Annotated in this window: 16 protein-coding genes and 1 pseudogene; 10 read left to right on the top strand and 7 right to left on the bottom strand. The window is 72.8% G+C overall.

All coding sequences use genetic code 11. The features are described 5' to 3' along the window. The first annotated feature begins 1 nt into the window (after position 1). From WMF33_RS20980 to WMF33_RS20990, 3 genes are all read left to right on the top strand, one after another. Entirely contained in the window at positions 2 to 4036 is a 4035-nt protein-coding gene (locus WMF33_RS20980) for a serine/threonine-protein kinase (RefSeq protein ID WP_437338809.1), read from the top strand. Between the two features lie 464 nt (positions 4037 to 4500). Beyond that, entirely contained in the window at positions 4501 to 5412 is a 912-nt protein-coding gene (locus WMF33_RS20985; protein ID WP_437338810.1) for an esterase/lipase family protein, read from the top strand. 14 nt (positions 5413 to 5426) lie between these two features. Beyond that, positions 5427 to 6470 carry a lipase secretion chaperone gene (locus WMF33_RS20990; protein ID WP_437338811.1) on the top strand — a complete coding sequence of 348 codons (1044 nt, stop codon included), beginning with the start codon at positions 5427 to 5429 and terminating at the stop codon, positions 6468 to 6470. An 85-nt stretch (positions 6471 to 6555) separates the two neighbouring features. Here WMF33_RS20990 and WMF33_RS20995 read toward each other — a convergent pair whose 3' ends face one another. Next, positions 6556 to 7158, bottom strand: a complete 603-nt coding sequence (locus WMF33_RS20995) for a hypothetical protein (protein ID WP_437338812.1) — start codon at positions 7156 to 7158, stop codon at positions 6556 to 6558. 318 nt (positions 7159 to 7476) lie between these two features. On the opposite strand from WMF33_RS20995, the gene WMF33_RS21000 reads away from it, so the two are divergent. The 3 genes from WMF33_RS21000 (at position 7477) to WMF33_RS21010 (ending at position 8546) form a co-directional block, all read left to right on the top strand. Beyond that, positions 7477 to 7776, top strand: a complete 300-nt coding sequence (locus WMF33_RS21000) for a DUF1552 domain-containing protein (RefSeq protein WP_437338813.1) — start codon at positions 7477 to 7479, stop codon at positions 7774 to 7776. Beyond that, the gene (locus WMF33_RS21005) at positions 7746 to 7934 is read left to right on the top strand and encodes a hypothetical protein (protein WP_437338814.1); all 189 of its coding nucleotides are present in this window, start codon (positions 7746 to 7748) and stop codon (positions 7932 to 7934) included. The genes WMF33_RS21000 and WMF33_RS21005 overlap by 31 nt, the downstream gene beginning before the upstream one ends. Positions 7935 to 8039: 105 nt before the next feature. Further along, positions 8040 to 8546, top strand: coding sequence for a hypothetical protein (locus WMF33_RS21010; RefSeq protein WP_061628507.1), 507 nt, complete (start codon positions 8040 to 8042; stop codon positions 8544 to 8546). 163 nt (positions 8547 to 8709) lie between these two features. Here the strand turns inward: WMF33_RS21010 and WMF33_RS21015 are convergent, their stop codons facing one another. The 3 genes from WMF33_RS21015 to WMF33_RS21025 all read right to left on the bottom strand — a co-directional run bounded on the left by WMF33_RS21015 (position 8710) and on the right by WMF33_RS21025 (position 13002). Further along, the gene (locus WMF33_RS21015; protein WP_437338815.1) at positions 8710 to 10341 is read right to left on the bottom strand and encodes a S28 family serine protease; all 1632 of its coding nucleotides are present in this window, start codon (positions 10339 to 10341) and stop codon (positions 8710 to 8712) included. 235 nt (positions 10342 to 10576) lie between these two features. Next, positions 10577 to 11341 (bottom strand): hypothetical protein, encoded by a 765-nt coding sequence (locus WMF33_RS21020; RefSeq protein ID WP_437338816.1) that lies wholly within the window; start codon positions 11339 to 11341, stop codon positions 10577 to 10579. A gap of 92 nt (positions 11342 to 11433) precedes the next feature. Next, positions 11434 to 13002: a GMC family oxidoreductase gene (locus tag WMF33_RS21025; RefSeq protein WP_061621665.1), complete on the bottom strand. Its 1569-nt coding sequence runs from the start codon at positions 13000 to 13002 to the stop codon at positions 11434 to 11436. A 147-nt stretch (positions 13003 to 13149) separates the two neighbouring features. Here WMF33_RS21025 and WMF33_RS21030 point away from each other — a divergent pair, with 147 nt between their 5' ends. The 3 genes from WMF33_RS21030 (at position 13150) to WMF33_RS21040 (ending at position 17379) form a co-directional block, all read left to right on the top strand. Then, on the top strand, positions 13150 to 13494 hold the full coding sequence (locus tag WMF33_RS21030; protein WP_437338817.1) for a molybdopterin oxidoreductase: 345 nt from the start codon (positions 13150 to 13152) through the stop codon (positions 13492 to 13494). A gap of 121 nt (positions 13495 to 13615) precedes the next feature. Beyond that, entirely contained in the window at positions 13616 to 15469 is a 1854-nt protein-coding gene (locus WMF33_RS21035) for a serine/threonine-protein kinase (RefSeq protein WP_437338818.1), read from the top strand. Positions 15470 to 15957: 488 nt separating this feature from the next. After that, a complete protein-coding gene (locus WMF33_RS21040; protein ID WP_437338819.1) occupies positions 15958 to 17379 on the top strand; it encodes a phosphatidylserine decarboxylase in 1422 nt (473 codons plus the stop codon). A gap of 78 nt (positions 17380 to 17457) precedes the next feature. On the opposite strand, the gene WMF33_RS21045 is transcribed toward WMF33_RS21040, so the two are convergent. Together WMF33_RS21045 and WMF33_RS21050 are read right to left on the bottom strand one after the other, a co-directional pair. Then, a complete protein-coding gene (locus WMF33_RS21045; protein ID WP_437338820.1) occupies positions 17458 to 18918 on the bottom strand; it encodes an FAD-dependent oxidoreductase in 1461 nt (486 codons plus the stop codon). A gap of 92 nt (positions 18919 to 19010) precedes the next feature. After that, a pseudogene (locus tag WMF33_RS21050) lies at positions 19011 to 19214 on the bottom strand (molybdopterin dinucleotide binding domain-containing protein); the annotation flags it as partial. A gap of 761 nt (positions 19215 to 19975) precedes the next feature. On the opposite strand from WMF33_RS21050, the gene WMF33_RS21055 reads away from it, so the two are divergent. After that, entirely contained in the window at positions 19976 to 21475 is a 1500-nt protein-coding gene (locus WMF33_RS21055; protein ID WP_437338821.1) for a hypothetical protein, read from the top strand. A gap of 19 nt (positions 21476 to 21494) precedes the next feature. Here the strand turns inward: WMF33_RS21055 and WMF33_RS21060 are convergent, their stop codons facing one another. After that, the gene (locus WMF33_RS21060; RefSeq protein WP_437338822.1) at positions 21495 to 22793 is read right to left on the bottom strand and encodes a hypothetical protein; all 1299 of its coding nucleotides are present in this window, start codon (positions 22791 to 22793) and stop codon (positions 21495 to 21497) included. Between the last annotated feature and the right edge of the window lie 24 nt (positions 22794 to 22817).

Raw genomic sequence — 22817 nt, forward strand, 5'->3', positions numbered from 1 at the left:
CGTGAGCCACGCGGAGGTCGTCGCAGGGCGCTTCGTCCTCGAGGGCGAGGCCGCCGCCGGAGGGATGGGCACCGTCTACAAGGCGCACGACCGCCTCGGCGGCGCGTCGGTCGCCCTCAAGATCGTCCGCCTGCGGAGCGCGATCCAGGTCGAGCGGTTCGAGCGGGAGGCCGCGCTCCTCGCCGCGCTCGTCCACCCGGGCATCGTGCGCTACGTCGCGCACGGCAGCACCCCGGAGGGCGACCGCTACCTCGCCATGGAGTGGCTCGACGGCGAGGACCTCGCCGCGCGCCTCGCCCGCCGCGTCCTGCCCGCGAGCGAGGGGCTCTCGCTCGTGCGCCGGGCCGCCGACGCCCTCGCGTTCGCGCACGCGCGCGGCATCGTCCACCGCGACATCAAGCCGAGCAACCTCTTCCTCCCCGGCGGCGACGCGGGGCGGGTCAAGCTCGTCGACTTCGGCATCGCGCGCCCCAGCGCGGACGCGGGGCGCGTGACCATCACCGGCGGCGTCCTCGGCACGCCCGGGTACATGGCCCCCGAGCAGGTCGAGGCCAGGAGCGCGCCCGATCCGCGCAGCGACGTGTTCTCCCTCGGGTGCGTCCTCTTCGAGTGCCTCACCGGCCAGCCCGCCTTCGCGGCCGCGAGCCCGATGGCCGCGCTCAGCAAGATGCTCCTCGAAGATCCGCCCCGCCTCCGCGACGCGCGCGCGGACGCGCCCGCGCCGCTCGACGAGCTCGTCGCGCGCATGCTGTCGAGGCAGCCCGGCGATCGCCCGCGCGACGGCGCCGAGGTCGCGGCGGAGATCGACCGGATCGCCGCGATGGCCGGCGCGTGGATCGCACCGCCCGACGCGCCGACGCTGTCGGGGAGCGTGCCGCCCGGCGCGCCGACGCGCGCGGGGAGCGCGCGGGGCCGCGGCCCCGGCCCGCGCGAGCGCGCCGCCCTCACGCTGGACGAGCAGCGCGTCGCGAGCCTCGTCTTCCTCGGCGCGGCCGACCACGGCGCCGTCGCCGAGGTCGACCGCGGCGCCCTCGGCGAGGCCGGCTCGCCGCCCGCGTCGAGCTCGCGCGGCGCCGAGATCCGCGCGCTCGTCGAGCTCCACGGCGGCAGGCTCACCCAGCTCGCCCCGGGCGTGGACCTCGTCGTGATGTCCGGCCCCGGCAGCGCCGTCGACCGCGCCGAGCGCGCCGCCCAGTGCGCGCTCGCCCTCCGCGCCGAGCTGCCGGGCGCGCCGCTCTGCGTCGTCACGGGGCGGGGCGTCTTCTCCGCGGGCGTCGCCGGTGGCGACGCGATCGACCGCGGCCTCGCCGAGCTCCGCGACGCGCGCGGCGCGGGCGGCGCGCGCGCCGTGCGCCTCGACCGCGCGACCGCCGACATGCTCGGGCCCCGCTTCGTCGTCGCGCGCCCCGCGCCGGACGAGCCGCTCGTCCTCTCCGGCGAGCGCGCCGTGGACGAGATCGCCCCCGCGCTGCTCGGGAAGCGCACGCCCTGCGTCGGCCGCGCCCGCGAGCTCTCGATGCTCCACGGCGCGCTCTCCGGCTGCATCTCCGAGTCGCTCGCGAGCGCCGTGCTCGTCGTCGGGCCGCCCGGCGCCGGCAAGTCCCGGCTCCGCCTGGAGCTCTTCGCCGCCCTGCGGCGAGAGGACGAGCCGGTCGAGATCCTCTGGGGCCGCGCCGATTCGAGCTCCCCCGGCTCGCCGTTCGGCATGATCGCCGACGTCCTCTGCCGGGCCGCGGGCCTCCGCGAGCGCGACCCGAGGGCGGCGCGCCACCGCAAGCTGAAGCAGCGGCTCGGGCGCCACCTCGGCGGCCCGGCGCTCGAGCGCGCGGCGGCGTTCCTCGGCGAGATCGCCGGCGCGCCGTCGCCCGAGCACGCCCGGCTGCTGCGCGCCGCGCGCCAGAGCGCCGCGGGCGTGAGCGACGGCGTGTGGGCCGCGTGGGAGGACTGGCTCGCGGCCGAGTGCGCCGCGCGCCCGGTGCTCCTCGCGCTGGAGGACCTGCACTGGGGCGACGCCGCCACCGTGCGCCTGCTCGACGCGACCCTGCGGAACCTCCGCGAGCTGCCGCTCCTCGTGCTCGCGCTCGCGCGCCCCGACGTCCACCGGCAGTTCCCGAACCTCTGGGCCGAGCGCGAGGTGCAGACGATCAAGCTCGGACCGCTGCCGCGCCGCGCGGGCGCGGAGCTCGTGCGCGCGGCGCTCGGCGAGCCCGTGCCCGAGGGCGTGGTGGCGCACCTGGTCGAGCGCGCCGGCGGCAACCCGTTCTACCTCGAAGAGCTCATCCGGGCGGTCGCCAGCGGCAAGGGCGAGCTCCTGCCCGACTCGGTGCTCGGCACGGTCGAGGCGCGGCTCGACGCCGAGGGCAACGAGGGCAAGCGCGTGCTCCGGGCGGCCAGCATCTTCGGCGATCGCTTCTCGAAGCGCGGCGTCGCGGCGCTGCTCGGCGGCGAGGAGCGCCTCGACGACGTCGAGGCGTGGCTCAGGGCGCTCGCCGACCGCGAGCTCGTCGCGCCGGCCTCCGGGTCGGGGGGCCTCGCCGACGCCGCCGACCACGTCTTCCGCCACACGCTCGTCCGCGAGGCTGCCTACGCCATGCTGACCGAGCACGATCGCGCGCTCGGCCACCGGCTGGCGGGCGCGTGGCTCGAGCGGGGCGCGTCCGTGGATCCGCAGGTCGTGGCCGAGCACTTCCGGCGGGGCGGCGAGCCCGGCCGCGCGGTGCGCTGGTACCGGCGCGCGGCCGAGCAATCGCTCGAGGCGAACGACCTCTGCGCCGCGATCGAGCGCGCCGCGAGCGGCGAGGCGTGCGGCGCCGCGGGCGACGACCTCGGCGCGCTGCGGCTCGTCGCGGCCGAGGCCAAGGTCTGGGAGGGCGATCTCGCCGCCGCCGAGGCGCTGGGCGCGTCCGCGGCCGAGCTGCTCCCGGCCGGCTCCCCCGGGTGGTTCCGGGCCGTGACGCAGATCGCCGCCGCCGCGGGGAAGCTCGGCGCCGTCGACCGCGTGGCGGGGTGGGCCGCCATCGCCGAGGGCCTGTCCGCGGCGCGCGATCCCGCCGCGCCGCCGCCCCCGAGCGCGCCCGCGCCGCCGCCCTCCGGCGCGCCGGCGCTGCGGCGCGCGCGGATCGCGTGCTTCTGCGAGTGCGGCGCGCAGCTCGTGTTCGGCGGCCGCTACGCCGAGGCCGACGCCCTGCTCGCGCGCATCGACGAGGACCTCCGCGCGGCCCCGCCGCCCGACGCCGAGCTCGTCGCGATGGCGCAGCAGCTCCGCGCCATCCGCGCCTCGGCCGGCGGCGACCCCGAGGCCTGCCTCGAGGGCCTGGAGGCGGCGCTCGCCGCGTTCGAGCAGGCCGGGGACAGGCGCAACGCCTGCGTGATCCGCGCGAACGTCGGCTTCATCTACGCCGAGCTCGGCGAGCTCGAGGCGGCCGAGGCGGCCCTGCGCGCCGCCCTGGAGGCCGCCGATCGAATGGGGCTGCGCGAGCTCGCGACCGTGGCGCTGCACAACCTCGGCCACGTGCTCGGGCAGCTCGGCAAGCTCGACGAGGCGCAGCTCGTCGAGGGGCGCGCGGTGGAGGCGTTCCAGCAGCGGGGCGACCTGCGCATGGAGGGCGTGGCGCGCACGTACCTCGCGAAGATCGCGCTGCTCTCGGGCGACGCCGCGACCGCCGAGCGGGAGGCGAGCGCGGCCGAGGCGGCGCTGCGCGTGGCCCCGCGGCTGCGCGCGCCGGCCATGGCGGTGCGCGCGCGCGCGCTGCTCGCCGGCGGCCAGGTCGCGGCGGCCCTCGGCGCGGCGCGGGCGGCGTTCGGCGAGCTCGCGGCGCTCGGGTCCCTGGAAGAGGGCGAGTCGCTCGTGCGGCTCGCGTACGCCGAGGCGCTCGCGGCGTCCGGCGCGCACGCCGAGGCGGCCGCCGTCCTCGCCGACGCCAGAGAGAGCCTGCTCGCGCGGGCCCAGCGCATCGCGGACCCACGGCGGCGCGAGCGGTTCCTGACCGCGGTGCCGGAGAACGCGCGCATCGTCCTGGGCGCCGCGTCGACCTAGCCGGCCTCGCGTCGCAGCGAGCCAGCCGGCCCGAGGGGTGCATTCACCCTCCGCCTCGCCCGCCCGTGCGCGTCCGCTTCCCGCGCGGATCGGCGCGACATGCGCGACATGGACGGTTTGACGCGCGCGGCTCGTGGCCTGTCGCGTCGCCTGGACGAACGTGACCGGTGCGGGGCCGGACACCTGCCTGCCGATTGTCCAGGATGAGCGAGGTGCTTATTGCGCTGAGAGCCTGTGAGTTCTGCTTGATTCAAATTAAAAAAATACTCTATCAGAGGTGACAGGTGATCAGACGAGCTCATTCCTCCAACACGGGCGCTGTACTACCCACCACCGTCACACCTGCTCGAAATGGGCAGAGAGTCGAGAGAAAACGAGGGGCTGGGTGTCGAATGTGGATTGACGCATTGCGCTGTGCGGCGGGCGCTGCCGTCCTGCTGCTCTCGCAAGGATGCGTTGCGTCGATGGATGAGGCGGCGGGCGAGGAGCGCGCCGACGTCGGCGAGGCGGCCCTGGCGCTGAAGAGCTATGCGAAGACGCAGTATCCGATCGTGCTCTGTCACGGGATGGCCGGCTTCAAGGCAATGTTCGGTGTGGTCGACTACTTCGGTGGGATCGCGTCGACGCTGCGCTCCGGCGGAGCCGAGGTGTACGCCACCTCCGTGCCCCAGTTCGACAGCACCGAGGCGCGCGGGGAGGCGCTGCTCGCCCAGGTCGAGGATATCGTCGCGCGCACCGGGAGCGGGAAGGTCAACCTGATCGGGCACAGCCATGGCGGGCTCGACGTCCGGTACGTCGCCGCGGTGCGGCCGGATCTCGTCGCCTCGGTGACCACGATCGGGTCGCCGCACCAGGGGGCCGAGCTCGCCAGCTATCTCCAGGAGAACCTGCGCGACGGCGGCTTCGCCCAGGGGGCGCTCTCGTTCCTCGCCAACAGCCTGGGCACGGTGCTCAGCCTGCTCAGCGGGCACGTGGCGCCTCAGGACTCGATCGCCGCCGTGAGGTCGCTCTCGGCCGAGGGGATGCGCGAGTTCAACGCGCTTTACCCGGCCGGGCTGCCCGCCAGCCGGTGCGGGCAGGGCGCCGCCGAGGAGAACGGCGTGCGCTTCTTCTCGTGGTCGGGGACCGGGATCATCACGAGCCTCCTCGATCCGACCGACGTGACGCTCGGGCTCATCTCCAAGCTGTACTCGGAGTCGAACGACGGGATGGTGGGCAGGTGCAGCGCCCACTTCGGGGAGGTGGTCCGCGACGATTACGGGATGAACCACCTCGACGAGGTGAATCAGCTGTTCGGGTTTATCAACCTGTCTGGCCCGAACCCGAAATCCGTGTTCCGGGCGCACGCGAGCCGCCTGAAGAACCTCGGTCTCTGATCCGGTGATGGCCCGTGGAGCGTCGTAGAAGGAACGTCCTCGTCGCGGCGATGGCGGTCGCCGCGCTGCTCGGCGCCGGGCGGCTCCTCTCGCGGGAGCGGCCCCGACCGGCCGCGTCCGCCGCGCGGACGAGCGGGCTGGCCGCGCGCTCCCTCCCGGCGGAAGCGCGGCCGGCGCTGTCGACGGCGGCGGCCCCCGCGCGCGTCCGGCAGGCGCTGTCGGTCGCGCCCCCCGCGGCCGCGCTGCCGCGGACGGCCGCGGCGCCGTCGCTCCGCGGCACGGACGTCGACGGCGCGGTGCTCGTCGACGCGAACGGCGATCTGATCGTCGGGCCCGAGCTCCTCGCGCTGTTCGACTACTTCCTGAGCGCGACCGGCGAGGCGCCGGCCGCGGCGATCCGCGCCCGCATCGTGGCGGCGATCCGGGAGCGCGCGGCGGGGCCCGCGGCGGACCAGGCGATCGCCCTGCTCGACCGGTACCTCGGCTACCGCGAGGCGGCCAGCGCGGAGCGCGCCGCGCAGGCGGCCGATCCGGCCGAGCGGCTCGCCGCGCTGCGCGAGATCCGGCGGGCGCACTTCGGCGACGAGGTCGCGGCGCAGCTGTTCGGCGACGAGGAGCGCGAGGGGGAGGCGGCGATCGAGGCGTCGCGCGTCCTCGCGGACGCGACCCTCTCGCCCGAGGAGCGCGACGCGCGGCTCGCCGAGGTCGAGGCGGCGCTGCCCGAGCACCTCCGCGAGGCGCGGGAGGCGGCGGTGCGCCCGCTCGTCCAGCAGGCCGAGGAGCAGGCGCTCCGCGACGCGGGCGCCTCGGACGAGGAGCTCTACGCGCACAGGGTCGCGACCGTGGGCTCCGAGGCCGCGGACCGGCTCGCGGAGCTCGACCGGCAGCGGGCGGACTGGCAGCGGCGCCTCGACGCGTTCGAGGGCGCGCGCGCGGCTATCGCGGCGACCGAGGCCGATCCGGAGGCGCACCGCGCCGCCGAGGAGGCGCTGCTCGCGCGCGCGTTCACGCCCGAGGAGCGGCTGCGCGTGCGGGCGATCCTGGGCCTCGCGCCGTGACCCGCGCGCCGGCGCGCTGGATGAGCGCGCCGGCGCGCCGCGGGCGCTCCGCGATCCGGGCGCGGGCGGGGACCTCGATCCGCGGCTACATCGAGCCGTGGATCGAGAGCCCGAGCCCGTCGGGGGTGACGACCGGCGCTGCGCCCACCTGGAGCACGCTGCCGCGCTTCATCGGCACCCGCACCTGCCGCGGCATGGCGATGCCGCCGAGCAGCATCCCGAGGCCGACGGCCTGGCCGGCGCCCAAGACGGAGAGGCCGACCGCGCCTGCCGCCGAGTGCCGCCCCGTGCCGAGGTGGATCCAGGGGCCGGCGAGGGGGATGAGCAGCGTGGTGGGGCTCGCCGAGGCGCTGTCACGCTGCCGGACGAGGGAGCAAGCGCACTTGGTGCAATGGGGAACGAGCCGGGAGTGCGGCCGCTCGAGGCTGAGCGCGGCGCCGTAGATGGCCGACGCGGTCCAGAAGCCGCCCAGCGTGGACGCTCCGGCGACGATCCAGCGCCGCTTCTGGGGGTTCGCGACGTAGGTGGAGGCGGCCTGCTGCGTGCCGATCGAGGCCCGCTGCGGCCCGAGGCGGCCTTGCGCATGCGCATGCGCCTGCAGCGAGGTGGCCTGTGCGGCGTCGCCCGCGGAAGCGCTGGAGATGCCGAGACAGAGACCGAGCCCGAGAAGCCCGGCGAGCCCCCCCACGACGCCTCTCCCTCTTGTTGACCTACCGCTGTTTCTCCCCGTCTTCGAAGTCCGCATGAGCCCCTCCCGGTGCCACGAAGCGCGCACCTGCGCTGGGGAGAGCAAGCCGCGGGCCCTCCGGGAGAGGCCTCTCGCGCCGGGGGGCGCGAAAGCCCGAGATCCACGCCCCGCAGGCACAGAGAGCACAGAGGGCACGGAGAGCACAGAGGCTCTCTGGGATTCTCTCCGAGTCCTCTGCGCCGCCGGAATTCCTCTTGCTGGAGGGGAGACGCCGGGTCGTGCTCCGGGGAGGACCTGGAGAGAGGCGCTCGCGGCGAGGTGCTTGACTTCCGAGGGGGCCTGTACCTGGATTCGCTGCGGGAGATCGAGAAGAACGTGGCCCGGGTCCAGTCGACGATCCCGGCCAACCTGGGCTGCGCGCCGATCGCCGAGCCCGGGATGGTGCCCGAGCCGCCGGGGCAGGGGCTCAACGAGGACGACAGCACGGAGGCCGGCGAGTACAAGCACGAAGACCACGCGAACGTCATGATCGATCTCCTGGTCATGGCCATTCAATGCGCGATCACGACGCCTACGACCTTCCGATCGTGCTCCTGGGCGGCGACGGCGTGTTCCTGAATGACGCGCACGTCGCCTACGGCCCCGTCGGGGGCGATCGCCAGCTCCGCGATCTCTGGTTCACGATCATGAACCAGTACTACGGGCTCGGCGTGGCGTCGTTCGGCGACGATCTCCGCGGCGAGCCGAACCGGCTGCTCGAGGAGATCCTGCGGTAACCGCGCTCGCGCTCGCTCGACGAGCGGGCGCTCGACGAGCGGACGAGCGCGGCTTTGACGGCCTTCGGTCCGCGGATTGCTAAGCCGCGGGGCGGGAGGTTTCTCATGACACAGTCCGCGATCTATCCGAGCACCGAAGACATGCTGTCGCCGGAGGTGACCAGGCCGGGCGCCGCCGCGCCGGCGGTCCAGAAGAACGCTGCGATCCCCTCCAAGCTGCTCTTCGGCGTCCTGCCCATCCGGCGCCTCATCCCCCAGGACGTCCACTCCGCCCTCGATTACTCGAACGGCCTCATGGTGGCCCTGGCCGGCCTCGCCTCGAACCGACGTGAGGCAAAGGTCGCCGGTGCGATCCTCGGCGCCTCGGTGATCTCCGTGTCCCTGCTCACCGACTACCGGATGAGCCTGGCCAAGCTGATCCCGATCCAGGCGCACGAGGTGCTCGATTATGTGTGGAGCGCCTCGGTGATCGCGGCGCCGTTCGCGCTCGGGTACACGAAGCGCGCACCGCTCGCCGCCTTCGTCCAAATTGCCACAGGGGCCGCCAACATCCTGGGCTCGATGTTCACCGACTACCGCGCGGCGCGGGGGAGCATGCAGTCGGCCACCTAGCTCCGCCCGTCAGGAACTCCGCCCTCTAGGACGGGCGACTGAGTAGTGGTCAAATTTGAACATGAAGGCGGGAAGGCGGGAAGAAAACCTTCATGATCTTCCCGTCTTCTCGCCTTCATGTGGACTCTCTCCGGGCAACGTTGACCACTACCGGCGACTGCGGTCAGCGCCGCATGATCCACCGATGGCCGCGGAGCAGCATGCGGGGCGCACGCGCGCGCGCGCGGTCGACGTCGATGGGCGAGACACCCGCCCACGACGCGAGCGCACCGAAGGCGATATCGCGCTCGGGCGGCGAGAGATCGCCCAGGCTGGAGAGGTGGTTTCCATCCGGCACGACGAAGCGGTGCGTGTCCCGAGCCTCCCCGACGTCGAAGGCGGCGGCCGTGTACGGGTCGTTCTCGCCGTAAAGGAACATCAGCCGCTCGCCCTCGGCGGTGAGCCAAGCGGAGATGTCCCGCATCGCCCCGGGATCGAAGACCGGATCCTTGCCGGGTCCAGGCACGATGAACGACGTGGCCGTGTCGGCGTCGGGGTACACGAGGAGGTCGGCGAGGTGCTCCGTCGCGATCGCCGGATAACCAAGCTGGACCGCAGCTTGCCAGTAGTACGGCTCGTACACGAGGAGGGAAGCATCGCTGTAGAACGAGGGCTGGCTCACCGTATCGAGGAAGGCCCAGACGTCCTCGTCGTCCGACGCCGCGGTCGGGACGGCGCCGCAGAGGGTCGCGTCCATGTACTGCCAGAACGCAAAGACGGAGTCGACCACCGCGGTCTCCAGGACCCTCTCGATGCCGAGCAGGTCGTAGGAGAAGCCCTCTGCCGCTGCGTCGGCCTCCATGCGCGCCAGCATCGCCGGGCGCCGCAGCAGCACCTCGCGCTGGAACTCCCGGAGCGCGCCCTGGCAGGCCGCATCGCCGCGCTCGGCCAGGAACTCGAGGTAGCGCGGGTCGGGGTTGCCCATGCTGTGCGGCGCCACGTAAGCCACGGTGCCGTCCACGTCGTCGGGATAGAAGCGACGATGGTAGATCGAGGTCATCCCGCCCTTGCTCCCGCCGGTGGAGATCCACTTGCCCTCGTAGAAGGGCCTCAACGACGCGATGACGTGGTGAATGTCCGCGGCGGCTTGCTCGATGGTGAGCTGCGACCAGTCCGCAGGCTCCGGGCGGGAAGGCGTGAAGAAGCGGTGCTCGACGCGGATCTGGTTGCCGGCGAGCAGCTCGGTGGGCTCGTCGAGCCACTGGTAGTCCGGCCAGAGGTTGTAGCCTTCCGTCGCGATCACCACGGGCGCGGCGAGGTCCCGGTGGTGGAGCACAAGGCGCTGGCGAAACCGCGCGCCGTCCGGCTCATCGTGATCCGCAGGCTGGTCGATCTCCATGACGAAGTAGCGGTAGCCCGGAAGGCCCGAGTCCAGCTCCTCGACCGTGAGCCCCTCGACGGTCTGGAGCTGATCGAGGATGTCGTCCGAGCTATGGGGGTCCGCGCCGCCCGCGCCGCCGCCGCCCCCGGCCTGGGGATCCGCGCCGCCCGCGCCGCCGCCGCCCCCGGCCTGGGGATCCGCGCCGCCCGCGCCGCCGCCGCCCTCGGCCTGGGGGTCCGCGCCGCCCGCGCCGCCGCCGCCCTCGGCCTGGGGGTCCGCGCCGCCCGCGCCGCCGCCGCCCCCGGCCTGGGGGTCCGCGCCGCCCGCGCCACCGCCGCCTTCGGCCTGGGGGTCCGCGCCGGCATCACCTCCGCAGGCGACAAGCGAAAAGGTGGCCGAGGTGAAGGCGAGCAAGATCAGGTATCGGGTGCGCATGACGGCCGAGCCTACAGGAACGAGGCGCTCGTTCCGAGGGACGCCGCCGTCGGGAAGCTGCCTTCACGATCTGGTCGCGCAGCCAGCGCTGCGCCGGCTCGCTCTGCGCGCGCCGATGCCAGATCAGCGCGAACCAGAAGCTGGCGAGATCGAGCGGCGGCGGGTGCACCGTCAGCCCGAGCGGCGCCATCCGCAACCACCGCCTGACATCATCGCGCGCGGCCCCCGCCGTGCCTCACCGCAGGCAAAGTTCCTCGACGAGGCGGCGCATCGCGGGGTTCACCTCGAAGTACCGCTCTACCCAGCGCAAGAGCGAAAGCGCCGATTCCGGCGTCCTCTCGTAGCCCTGCATGAACGAGGCAAAATCAGCCGTCATGTCCGGATACTGCTGCTCGATGCGCCGCTCGCGACCGAACGGATCGCGGTGCACCGGCTCGGGTGTCCTGATGTGCGGGAGCAGTTCCATCACCCGATCGACCGCGTATCCCTGCACGAACCGGTACGCCGAGAGCTTCTCCCCGCGTCGATACCGGCACAGGCCGACGTACAGGTTGGTCACCAGCTCGCCCACGTTCCACGCGACCGACCGCTCCTCTCGATCTCCGATCTCCTGGGCCGGGATCCGCAAAGACGCATCGCAGTCCCGCGCCTTCCAGACGAATCGCCCCTCGGCATAGCGCACCTTGGGCAGATCCTCTGGCTCGTACACCTCGAGCTCGCAGAAGATCCCGTCCTCGTAGAGCAGCTTGTAGCCGTGCGGCGTGTTCTGGAAGCACCACGCCACGGGATGGGCCGCGCTCATCCAGCGAAGATCGCGGAGGAGCTCAGCCTTGTGGCCGGGGCGCACGACGGCGTAGAAGTCGAGGTCCGAGTACCTGTCTGCCCGCGCGGTCTCGACGCCCAGCGAGCCCAGTCCGATCAACGCGAGCGCCTTGCCGCTGCTCTCCAGCGAGCGACCGATCGCGTCCAGCCGCTCGTGTAGCTGCTCCGGTCGATTCATGACGTTCCTCCCGCGCTGCTGCCCATGCACTCCACAGCTGGCCGCTCCCCCAGACAGTCACGCTGCGCGCGCTGGTCCGCGTCCGCCGCCGGCTACACCGCGCCCTCGCGGAGCCACTCGCCGAAGCGCTCGCCGATCATCAGCGCGGTCAGGTTCGTGTTCACGCTCGGGATGGTCGGCATGATGCTCGCATCCGCGACGATCAGGCCCTCGACGCCGCGCACCCGCCCGCGCCCGTCGACCGCCGCCGCCGCGTCCCCCTCGGGCCCCATCGGGACCGTCCCGCACGGGTGATACCCGGAGCCGCAGCTCCGGGTGATCCACCGCTCCAGCGCCTCGCGCCGCATCAGCGTGCGCTCCGTGGGCCACAGGAAGAAGCCGAGATCGCGCATCGGCGCGGTGCGGGCGACCTCGTACGCGAGCACCAGCGCGTCGACCGCCCGCGCGCGATCGTCGCGGTCGACGAGCATGTTGGAGACGATGCGCGGCCGCGCGTGCGGGTCGGCGCTCAGGTACTCGATGCGGCCAGCGCCGCGCGGCTTGCCGATGCAGCACGCGATGGCGAACGCCGGGATCGTGAGGCGCGGGTGCACCGGGAAGAAGGAGCCCGGCTGGAGCTGCATGTCGTTCGGGTACGGGCTGCCGCGCGACGTGTAGCGGAGCACCGTCTGCACGAGCGGCTGGCGCAGGACGTCGATCAGCCCGCGGCGGCGCGGCCACAGGCCGATGGCCGCCCCCGGATGGTCGAGCAGCCGCGCCCCCACGGCGGGCACGTCGGACACGGGCTCGACCCCGAGCCGCGCGAGCTGGTCGCGCGGCCCGATCCCGCTGCGCAGCAGGATCCCGGGCGTCGCGATCGCGCCCGCGCTCAACACCACCTTCCGCGTCGCGACGACCTCGACGCGCCCGTCGGTCTCGACCTCGACCCCCTCGACGCGGCGATTCCGCACCAGCACCCGCCGCACCGTCGTGCGCGGCCGGAGCCGCAGGTTCTCCCGCCGGCGCACCTCGGCGGTCAGGTAGCAGCGCGCGGCGCTCATGCGCTGGCCGTCGATCTTGTTCATCGCGTGCGGCCCGACTCCGTCGGGCGCCTGCGGATCGTTCGTGTCCGCGCACTCGCGGTAGCCGAGCGCCCTGCACCCGTCGACGAACGCCGCCTGCCACGGCACGAGCTCCTCGCGCCGCGCCCGGCGGATGGGCACCGGGCCGCCCTTGCCGTGCCACGGCTCGCCGAAGTCGCGGTCGTCCTCGAGGCGCTTGAAGTAGGGCAGGCAGGCGTCGAAGCCCCACTCGGGCAGGCCGAGCGCGGCCCACTCGTCGTAGTCGTACGGCATGCCGCGGATCGCGATGCACGTGTTCACGGCCGACGAGCCGCCGACCACCTTGCCGCGCGGGAACAGGAACATGATCTGCCCCGGCGTCGGCCGGTGGCGGTAGCCCCAGTCGTGCGCGAGCCACGAGTTGCGCGTGCCGTCCCGCAGGTCGGCGGGCAGGCGCGCGTGGTCCGGGTAGTCCGGGCCCGCCTCGAGCAGCAGCACCTCGCGATCGGCGCGCTCCGTGACGCGCGCCGCGATCACCGCGCCGGCCGAGCCGGCCCCGACCACGACGAGCTCGGCGGCCCCGCCCGGGCGGGGAGAAGAGGACGGAGACGATCGAAACACCTTGGAAACTCGACCTACACGGGATCGCTTCGCCAGGCAACGTGCCCTCGAAACTGGCCGCGCTGTATCACTCCCGTGCAGCCGAATCGCACCCCACGCGGCGCGCCGAGGGGCGCGCTCGCCCGGCGGCTCGCCCGGGAGGTCACGTTGGAAACACCGAGGTTCATCCAGGGGGTCTACGCGTTCGAGGGGCAGGGGCTGGAGCGGCCGGTCCCCCTCCGTCCGGTGATCGGGTACACGGTCCCGCGGGACAAGCGCGCGCAGCTCATCTACCTGCGCGCCGGCAACTCCACGTCCGAGCTCATCTACCTCTTGCTCACGCGCGACGGCCAGCCGATGCGCTACTTCCCGATCGGCGCCAAGGCGGCGATCCACGTGCCGCTCGTCATCGTCGAGGACGTCCCCCCGGAGAGCGTGCTGGAGCTGTCCGTGGGCGCGCCCGAGGGCGCGCGCGGCCTCGCGACGATCGACATCGGTCTGGCGGAGATCTGAGCCCTGGGGGCCCGGCGACGGCGCCGCCGCCAGCGTGGCCGGGCGCTTTGCGGCGCCCCTTCGTCGCGCGTCCGGGGGTACGCTACCGGAGCGCGCCGCTCGCGGCGCCGCCCCTCTCGCCATGCTCGACCTCACGACAGCCGCACCGCTCGCCCCCGGCACCGTCCTCGGGGGCGATTTCCGCATCGTCCGCCCCCTGAGCCAGGGGGGCATGGGCGCCGTGCTCGTGGCCGAGCAGATCTCCACGGGCAAGCAGCGCGCGGTGAAGCTGATGCACGCGCAGCTCGCGCAGGACCCGCGGTTCCGCGAGCGCTTCGAGCAGGAGGCGAGGGTGGGGGCGCGCATCGAGAGCGACCACGTGGTGGAGGTGGTCGCGGCCGGCGTCGATCCGGCGACGCAGACCCCGTGGCTCGCGATGGAGCTGCTCGACGGGGCCGATCTGTCGACCGTGATCGCGCAGCGCGGCGCGCTGCCGCCCGACGAGGTCCGCGAGCTGATGGGGCAGCTGTGCCACGCGCTCGCGGCGGCGCACCGCGCGGGCGTGGTGCACCGCGACCTCAAGCCCGAGAACGTCTTCATCGCGCGGCCGCGGCAGCAGAACGTCCGCTTCAAGGTCAAGGTGCTCGACTTCGGCGTCGCGAAGATCGTGGCCGAGGCGCGCGCCACCACGGCGCTGACCGCGTCGGTCGGGACGCCGCTCTGGATGGCGCCGGAGCAGACCGAGGCGTCGCAGCACGTCACCCCGGCGTCGGACGTCTGGGCGCTCGGGCTGCTCGCCTTCACGGTGCTCACGGGGCGCATGTACTGGCTCGAGCCGAGCCGCGGGCCGAGCGCCTCGGTCATGTCGCTGATGCGCGAGGTGCTGTTCGTCCCGCTGGAGCCGGCGTCCGCCCGCGCCGCGCGCCTCGGCTGCCCGCACCTGATCCCGGCGGGCTTCGACGCCTGGTTCGCCCGGTGCGTCGCGCGCGACGCCCGCGCTCGCTTCGCCGACGCCGCGCAGGCCATGGCCGCGCTCGATCCCGTGCTCGCCGCGGCCGCCCACCGGCCCGCGGCCCCGCTGCCCGGGCCGTTCGCGCCGGCCCCGCCGGCGACCACGGGCGCGATCTACCCGACGCTCGTCGGCACCGGCGTCGGCGGCGTGGCCGGCGGCACCCTGGTGCCGGTCCCGGCCCGACCGGCGCGCAGGGCGCCCTGGGGCCTGCTGCTCGCGATCGCCGGCGGCGGGCTGCTCGCCGTCGCCGCCCTCGCCGTCGGCGGCGTCGTGCTCGTCGCGCGCCTGCGCGCGACCGAGCCCGAGGCCCTGCCGCCGCCGTACGGCAGCGCCGGCAGCGCCGGCGCGGCCCCCGCCGGCGCCCCGACACCGCCGGCCCGGCCTCCGGGCGCCGCGACGGCCGGCGACGTCGACCTGGCCGGCACGTACGACATCACCGCGTCGCGCAACCCGGGCGGGCAGGGCAGCTATGCGGGCAACGTCCTCCTGTCGCGGAGCGGGGACACGTACCGCATCGCCTGGATCATCACGAAAGGCGCCGGCTACGAGGGGATCGCGTTCTTGCAGGGGCAGACCCTCGCCGTGGGCTGGGCGAGCGGCGGCCCGTACGGCGCGGCCGCCTACCGCATCGAGGGCGATCGCCTGCGCGGGCAGTGGATCGCGAGCGATCGGCCCGGCCAGGTCGAGGCCGAGACGCTGCAGGGGCCCGAGGGGTTGACCGGCAGCTACCGCATCGTCGAGGGGAGCCGGAGAGGGACGGTCGCCATCGCGCGCACGGGCGACACGTACGCGGTGACCTGGACGCTGAGCACCGGCGCGCTGAAGGGGGTGGGCCTCCGCTCGGGAGACCAGCTCGTGGTGGGCTGGTCGCCGGGGCAGCCGGTCGGCGTGGTGAGCTATGCGATCGAGGGCAGGCAGCTCACGGGGCGATGGGCCAGCCTGGGCAGCTCGCAGGCGGGGGCGGAGACGCTGCTCCGGCGGTGAGCCTGCGAGGCGCCCGAGCCCGACCAACGCTTCGCATGCCTCACGCGCGAGCACGGCGCGGCCGCAGGCTCGCTGGACCGTTCGCTGGCGGCGCTCCATCCGGCAAGGATTTGCCGGCAAGTCGTTGCCGGCCGGCAAGGATCTGCCAGGCGCCGCCGTCGGCAAGAGCTCCCGGGCGCCCCCGATGCGCGCGGGCCGTTGCGCTGGTCTGCGCGATCTAGGCCGACCGCGGGGCCGTCCCGAGGTGCGTGCCGTCCGGTGTCTCAGCCGCCTCTCGGGTCCCCGAGGCCATGGCACGCCCACTGCAAAGCATCGCGGCGACACGCGCAGCGCCAGAGCTCTCGTGTCGGCGCGCGCCGGACGTCGAACGTTCGAGCCACCAACCAACGACTCGCGCCAAGGAGAGGCCTATGAGCAGCAAGCACCGCATCGTTCCCAGCTCCGTCCGACGGAGGCGCGTCGCGTCCGCTCAGGACCTGGATCGGGCTTTGAAGCGCTCCCACGAGACCGCAGGGCGAGCGACGGGCGAGCTCGCCTCCGCGGCGGCCAAGCAGCTTCCGCCGCAGGCGCCGCCGTTCCTGCGAGACCTGCCCCAGGAGGGGGTGGCCTACGAGCCCCAGCAACGGGCGACGAAGGAGCTCAAGTCCATCATCGAGGCGAACTACTATCGTGGCGCCTTCGAGGACGCCATCAAGACCGTGAGCGCCCAGAGGGTCCCGGAGCTGGATCAGATCAAGACCCTGGACCAATTCTATTTCTACGTGGACGCGCTGGTGACCTGGATCCCGGAGATCCGCGTCTGGGACTGGGATGGCGAGGAGCTGCACGAGCGCACGGTGTACCTGCGGATCACGCAGTTCTACTACTACTTCAACCAGCCGTCGCTGGAGGTCCTGCAGAGCCCGATCGCGCCGCTCGACGGGGCGAAGCTCTCCCCGGTCTCACGCTGGCTGCGCGACTTCGCCGTCGAGTGGGGGGCCTTCCTCGACACGCCGGCGTCGATGAAGTACATCGAGAGCTTCAAGTACGCGCCTGAGTATGCCTGGCAGGACTACGAGAAGGCGCCCGAGGAATACACGACCTTCAACGAGTTCTTCGCGCGCAAATTCAGGGACATCGATGGACAGCGGCCGGTCGCCTCCGCGAAGGACGATCGGGTCGTCGTGTTCCCCGCCGAATCGACGTTCGTGGGGCAGTGGACGGTCAGCACGAAGGTGGGCAAGCCGCTGCCGGCGCCGCCCTCGATCGTGGTCAAGCACATCGAGTGGTCGATCCGCGAGCTCCTCCAGGACAGCGAGTATGCGAGCTTCTTCGAGGGCGGCGTCTTCTGCCACAGCTTCCTGAACACCTATGACTACCACCGGCAGCACACGCCCGTGGCGGGCAGGGTGCTGGAGGCCAAGTTCATCCCGGGGCAGGTCTACCTGGAGGTGGCGCTCGAGACGCAGGATGGGAACGACGTGAACGGCGATCTCGCGCGGGCGGTCATCCCGCAGCGCTACCTGGACGCCGGGGACCCGACGGGATACCAGTTCGTGCAGTGCCGCGGCCTCCTGGTGCTCGAGTCCGACATCGGCAAGGTCGCGGTCCTGCCCATGGGCATGGCGCAGGTCTCTTCCGTGGTGTTCGTGACCCCCGCGGCCGACGGACAGCGGCCTATCACGCTGACGCCGGAGGAGAAGAAGGGGCGCGATTACCAGCAGCAGGTCGATCTCTTGAACCAGAAGATCCGAGCCGAGCTGGTGGGCAAGCCGCTGAGCAAAGGCGAGATGTTCTCGTACTTCCAGTTCGGCGGTTCGGATTGCGTGATGGTGTTCGAGCGCAAGGCCAACGTCGACGTGACCGCGAAGGTCGGCGTGCATTATCCGGTTCGAAGCCAGTTCGCCGTGTCGAACATCAACAAGAAGTAAGCGCCCGGGCTCGCGCGGAATCGCTTGCTCCTCCGGTACGCGCCGCGCGAACCCCCACGAGAAGCCAGGAACCCGCGCCTACCCCGCGGCCACGATGCGTCCCGCGGGCGGCTCCTCCGCGGGGGCGTGCCGCGCCACGATCTGCGTGACCTCGCTGCGGCACGAGCCGCACCCGGTGCCCGCCTTGGTCGCCGCGCACACCGCCTCGAGCGTGCAGGCGCCCCCCTGGATCGCCTCTCGGAGCGCCGACTCGCTGACCTTGTGGCAATTGCACACCATCCGCTCGCCCTGCGCCGCCGTCCCTCCAACACCGCCGCCGCCGCCCGCGCAGAGCACCTCCAGCGGGTCGGCCGGCAGCGGATCGTTGCGATCGAACAGCTGCACGAGCGCCGCCGAGGCCGCGGTGTTGCCGACGAACATGGCCCCGAGGAGCCGCCCGTCGCGAAGGACGAGCTTCCGGTAGGTGCACTTCCGCGTCTCCACGATCTGCAGCACCTCGTCGCTCTCGAGCTCCGGCTCGACGCTGCCCATCGAGGTGACGTCGACCCCCGCCACCTTCAGCCGGCTGTAGAGCTTCGAGCCCCGGTAGCGCGCCTGCGGGTTCGCGCCCGTCAGGAGATCCGCGAGGACGGCGGCCTGCTCCCAGATCGGCGTCACGATGCCGTAGAGCCTGCCCCGGTGCTCCGCGCACTCGCCGATCGCGTAGACGCCGGGCACCTGGGTGGCCATGGTGTCGTTGACCACGATGCCTTTGTTGATGGGCAGCCCCGAGGCGCGCGCGACGTCGACGCGCGGCCGCACCCCGCACGCCAGGATCACCATGTCCGCCGGCAACACGCTGCCGTCGTCGAGCCGGCCCCCTTCCACCACCTCGTCCCCGCAGATCGCCTCGACCGTGCGCCCGGTGCGGACGAAGATCCCGCAGCGCTCGATCTGCTGCTCGAGCATGTCGCCGCCCATCTGATCGAGCTGCGCGTTCATGAGGCCCTTGGCGACGTGAATGACGGTCACGTGCAGCCCCATGTCGCTCAGCACCTTGGCGGCCTCCAGGCCGAGCAGCCCGCCGCCGACCACGATGGCGTTGTCTCCCGCCCGCGCGTGGCCGCGCATCCGGAGGCAATCGTCCATGGTCCTGTAGACGAAGACGCCCGGACGCAGATCGCCCTCCGCCGTCGTCATCCCCTCGAGCGGCGGGACGAGCGGCCGGCTCCCGGTGGCGATCACCGCGACGTCGTAACGGTGGGCCGCGGCGCCGTCCGTCACGACCATCCTGGCCGCGGTGTCGAGCCGCTCCACGGACGTCCCGCTGACGAGCTTCACGCCGTTCCGCTCGTACCACGCCGGCGGCTTCGTCACGATGGAGTCGGGCGCCTCGCCCGCGAGCACCTTGCTGAGCAGGACGCGGCTGTACGCGCCGCCGGGCTCCTCGCCGAACACGGTGATGTTGTAGCGGTCCCGGGCGCCGCGCGAGACGAGCTCGTCCAGCAGGCGGCAGGTGGCCATGCCATTGCCAACGACGACAAGGTCCTTCCTTCGCATCGGTTCGACTCCGAGACCCGGCGCGCCCTGACGGCGCACACCTTGAACTCCGGCATCCGGCTGGTCGGGTCCAGCGCCGGCTTGGTGAGGACGTTGGCGGCCTTCTTGCCGCCCCAGTGGAACGGCGCAAACAGCGTGTCGGGCCGGATCTCCGGCGTGACCGAGACCCGGAAGACGACCGACCCTCGGCGGCTCTCGACGAGCAGCCAGTCGCCTTCGACCACGCCGAGCCGCGCCACCAGCCGGGGGTGGGCCTGGACCTTCGGCTCGGGCTTCGCCTCGTCCAGCGCGGAGACCCGGCGCGTCTGAGCGCCGGAGTTGTAATGCTCCTTGTAGCGTCCGGTCGTGAAGTAGAGCGGATACGCGTCGTCGGGGAGCTCGGCGGCCGGCCGGTGGTGGACGGCGTGGAAGCGCGCCCGGCCGCCGGGGTGATAGAAGCGGCCGGCGCGCCCGCTGCCGGAGGATCACCCGCCCTTCGAGGTTCGTCATCGTGCCCTCCTCCTCCGCGAACTGGGCGACGGGGAGCACGGCGTGGGCGGAGGCCGGCCCCGGGTAGGGGTAGGGATCGCCGCCAGCCCAGGGCGCCGTCCGGAGGAGGCCGCCGATGCTCAGCGCCCTCGTCGACCAGGAGCGATGAAATCTTGCCAGACCCGTTGACCGAGCGAGATGGGTGCTTACCCCTGGCACGAACGTCCGGCGCGCGCCGGACGCTCACGACACGTCCAGCGCAGCGGGGTAGGGAGCAGAGCCGCGCTCGCCGAAGAACCGGTGTCCGCCGCGTCCCCGGGCGTCGCACTGCAGCGCGTCATCCAGGCGCTGCGCTGCGGCGCTGGCGCTGGCGCTGGGATCACGGGGCTGTGTGACTCGATTTCTACCATCCGGTGACATGCGGACCCAGGCCGCGATGACCCGGCGAAATGCATTGCAATGGTGAATCGATTCGCCTATCCATTTCATCGTGGGAGACCACATTCGCATGGTGCTCCGGAGCTGCGGAGGCATCAGGCAATGGCGCGCTCTCACGCGCACTGAACTTTCTCGTGGAGGGATCAGAATGATGAACTATCAAGCTCGATGCGCTCTCTCGGTGCTGCTCGTCGCCACGTCGGCGGGCGCGGCAGAACAGGCCCACGCAGCCGTGACCATCGCGGGAGGCGTATCTCCTCAGAATCCATCCGATCCTTGGGACCTGGGGACGAGCCAGCTCGTCGTGGGATCCGGGACGGTCGAGGTGACCGATGGTGGGACGTTGATCAGCCCCGGCGCGTCCGTGAACGGGGGGAGCGCCGATTTCGGCACCGTCTTGATCGAGGGGTATGGCTCGACATGGATCAACCATGGATCCATGGGGATCGGCAGAGCCAACCTCTCCGAGGGCTGGGTCGTCGTCCGGAACGGCGCCGAGGTGATCACCGACGACCTCGTGGTGGGCGCGAGAGGCACGCTGGGTCATGGTCGTCTGTTCGTCGAGGGGTACGACGCCACCCTGACGAGCGGAGGAAACACCTACGTCGGCGACCTCGGGCAGGGCTACGTCGAGCTCAAGCAAGGAGGGAGCCTCTTCTCCCATGACGTCTATATCGGCGGCGTCCACGGCTGCTCGATCTGCGGGGGCGAGGTCGTGATCACGGGCTCCGCGACGAAGTGGGTGAGCACGGGGGAGTTCGTCCTCGGCGTGGCGAGCCGTGGCCTCCTGAACATTCACCGCGGCGAGCTGTTCACGGTGGGCGCGCGCATCGACGGCGATGACCTCCTGAACAGCCACGCGACCGTGAGCGGCTGGGGCGGCACGTGGACCAACCAGGGGCTCCTGCGCGTGGGGGCGAACCGCGGATACGGCACGCTCACCGTCGGGGCCTATGGGACCCTCGTGACGGAAGAGACCGAGATCCGCTCCGAGCTCGGCGGGGGCTTCGTCAAGGTGAACGATGTCTATGCATCGTGGATCAACAGCGGCGACGTCACCGTCTCTGCCATCGGCAACCAGTATCCATCGCTCCTGGTCGACAAGCACGCCTTCGTGAGCATTGGCGGCCTCCTGCGGACCACGCCGTGGGCAGGCGGCGATCCCTACCCGTACCTGGGGCCGTCCGTGCGCCTCGCGGACGGCGACCTCATCGCGGGCGCGATGGAGGTCGCGGAGGGCGACTTCGAGCTCGCCGGCGGGCGCCTCGAGACCGGCAGCTTCGTGGGCGATCTCGACAACCTCCAGGCCGGCGAGCTCTCCGTGGGAGAGGTCCACCTGTCGACCGTCGTCGCCGGCAGCTACACCCAGGGGCCAGGCGCCGCCCTCCGCGTCACGGTCGCAGGATCGAGCGCCTTGCCGCTCCTCCAGGTGGACGGCGACGTCCACCTCGACGGGGCGCTCGAGGTCCGGCCGGCGGACGGTTCGGCGTCGTTCCAGGCCGGGGACACCGTGGCTCTGCTCGGCTGGAGCGGTGACCTCACAGGGGCGTTCGCCTCGGTGAACATCGACGTGCCGCTCGCACCGGGGCTCGCGTGGGACACCTCCGCGCTGTACGCGACCGGCGAGATCGCCGTCGTGACCGCGCCCTGAGCGCAGCCGGCTCAGGACGTCAGTTCCACCGGTAGGCCACGCCGAGCGGCAGGGACGCCGCCAGGCCGTCCGCGCCGACGAGGAACAGCGGCGTGGCCTGCAGGAAGAGCGAGCCCGACGGGCTGTCCGTGAGCTTCATGCCGATCTCGGCGCCCAGGCCCAGCGCAAATCCCAGCGACAAGCTCGCCTCCACCATGTCTCCACCATATTCGTAGCCGTTCTCATTCCACGAATAGCCCTCCGTGTAGGCCGTCCCGCTCTGCGTCGCCGTGCCGAAGAGCAGCGACGATCCCACCCGGAAGCGATCGCCGAGCGGGTACGACACCGACGGGCCGAGCGCGATGAGCAGGCCCGCGCTCGAGTGAAGGCTGAGGTGGGCGCGAACGCCGAGGTCCAGGCGCTCCGTCGCCGTGTATCCGATGAACCCCGTCGCCCCTGCGAGGAAGCTACCCTCTGCGAGAGCGTAGTAACAGTCCCCATACCCGCTGCTGCTGCAGACATCCATCTCGTCTGCCTCCATCCAGAGATAGCCGATGAACCCGCCTGCCTCGAAGACGAGGCGGTCCAATACGCCCGGCGCGGCGGCGCGCACGCTCCTCTCGTCGCGCACTCCATCGCGCGGCGCCTCGGGCAGCAGCCGCGCCCTGGGCAGCCGCACCGCCGGCGACCGCGCCGGCCTTGACGCGGCCCCCGGCGCCGCCTCCGCCGGGGCCGCCTCCGCCGGCGCGGGCGCCGGCACGGCGACGTCCACGCGCTCCGACTCCTTCAGCGCCACCGTCGTCTCCCAGAAGACCTCCCCTTGGTGCGCCGCGGCCACGACGTGCTCGCCCGGATCCACCGGCAGCTCCTTGTCCCACGCGACCGGATCGAGCGCCGCCCCGTCGAGCAGGATCGTCACCTGGTCGGCGCCCGCGTCGCCCGCCGAGGCGCGCACCCGGAGCCAGGGCACCCGCGGCGCGAGCGCGTCGATCCGCGCCTTGGCGAACGCCTCCCGGGCCGCGTCCCCCGCGGTCCGCGCCGTGATCAGCGCCTCCTGGAAGCCGACCCAGGCCGTGGCCACCTGGCCGAGCCGCTCGTGGCAGAAGGCGAGGTTGAGCTTCGTCCCGAGGCTCGGCTCGAGGCGCTGGCTCTCCTCGAGCTTGGGGCAGGCCTCGGCGAAGCGCTGCTCGACGAGGAGCGCGCGGCCCTCTCGAAACAGCTGCTCGGCGGCGCTCTCCACGGCGGCGGCCTGCCGGCCCCAGAGCAGCGCGGAGGCGCCGAGGAGCGCCCCCGCGAGGGGAGCGCGGAGCGTGCGACGGAACGGACGGAGCGGTTTCACGTGGTCCTCGGGAGGCGCTAGCGG

Source organism: Sorangium sp. So ce394 (assembly GCF_051474665.1).
Classification (GTDB): domain Bacteria; phylum Myxococcota_A; class Polyangia; order Polyangiales; family Polyangiaceae; genus Sorangium; species Sorangium cellulosum_D.